This window comes from Kurthia huakuii LAM0618 (assembly GCF_000505545.1).
Lineage (GTDB): Bacteria > Bacillota > Bacilli > Bacillales_A > Planococcaceae > Kurthia > Kurthia huakuii.
The window spans coordinates 1-1,360 of the sequence record NZ_AYTB01000041.1; the positions used below are offsets into that span (position 1 = coordinate 1).

A 1,360-nucleotide genomic window follows, 5' to 3' on the forward strand; every position below is an offset into this window, starting at 1 on the left:
CATCAGAACCTTTGGCGTTTGTCGTTATGTCTACAACATGTATATTGCAACGAATCGTGTCAATTATGAGGAAGACAGAAAATTCATGAGTGGTTATGACTTCTCGAAATGGTTAAATAATGTTCATACGAAACAAAACCAACAAGACTTATGGATTAAAACGGTATCGAGCAAGGCGGTTAAGCAATCCATCATGAATGCAGAACGTGCCTATAAAAACTTCTTTAAAGGATTAAGTAAGCACCCTCGCTTCAAGAAGAAAGCTAGACAAGATGTGAAAGCGTATTTCCCTAAGAATGGGAAAGGTGATTTTTCGCTAAAACGCCACCAAATTAAGATTCCTACAATTGGGTGGGTAACACTAAAAGAGTTTAATTATTTGCCTCAAGACGCAATTATCAAAAGCGGTACAGTGTCACAAAAAGCAGATAGATTCTATATCTCGGTCTTATGTGAAGTGCCCGACTGCATAAAACAATCGCCTGAATCAGAAGGTATCGGTATTGATTTAGGTATCAAAGATTTTGCGATGATGAGCAACGGAGACGTTTACGAAAATATGAATAAAACAGATAAGGTAAGAAAACTTGAAAAACGGCTAAAACAAGCTCAACGGAAATTGAGCAGAAGTTATGAACAAAACAAAAAGGTAGGTGAAAACTGTTACTTTAACAATCGACAAAAACAAATTTGTCGTGTACAAAAGTTACATCAGCGTCTAGCGAATATTCGAGAAAACTACCAGAAGAACATTGTGAGTGAATTGGTAAAAACCAAACCAGCATTCATTACATTAGAAGAGTTAAATGTTCGAGGTATGATGAAAAACAGACATTTATCAAAAGCGATTGCAAAACAAGGATTCTTCCATTTTAGAACAAAATTACAGATGAAGTGCGAAGCATATGGCATTGAATTGCGCCTTGTAAATCGCTTTTATCCGAGTTCTAAATTGTGTAGCGCCTGTGGTCATAAGAAAGTAGATTTAACATTGAAAGATAGGGTTTATGAATGTGTAAATTGTCATCAAGTGTTAGACCGAGATTTAAACGCCGCTATGAATTTAAAACAAGCTACAGAATATGAGTTGTTAGTGTCCGTTTAAATGAATAGAGTACGGTGGGCTACATCGGAATTGAAGCCTGTGGAGAGTGATACGAAACGTTAGTAGGGATACGTGCCGAGGACGCATTCTAAGAAGCAGGAAAAAGCTAGATGTATACTTTTGTATATGTTTTTAGTAGCAGATTAAATGAAAGACTTTTCTAATGCGTCATCGTCCACTTTAAAGTTTTCAAACTTAGATAATAATTCCATCCACAAATTAATGGCAGCTTTTAATGAATCGGTCATTGTGGCT

General features: G+C 36.2%; 1 protein-coding gene. It reads left to right on the forward strand.

Annotated features, from left to right (window positions below):
* The first annotated feature begins 1 nt into the window (after position 1).
* Entirely contained in the window at positions 2–1,105 is a 1,104-nt protein-coding gene (locus V514_RS0118360; protein WP_051392508.1) for an RNA-guided endonuclease InsQ/TnpB family protein, read from the forward strand.
* Positions 1,106–1,360: the final 255 nt, after the last annotated feature.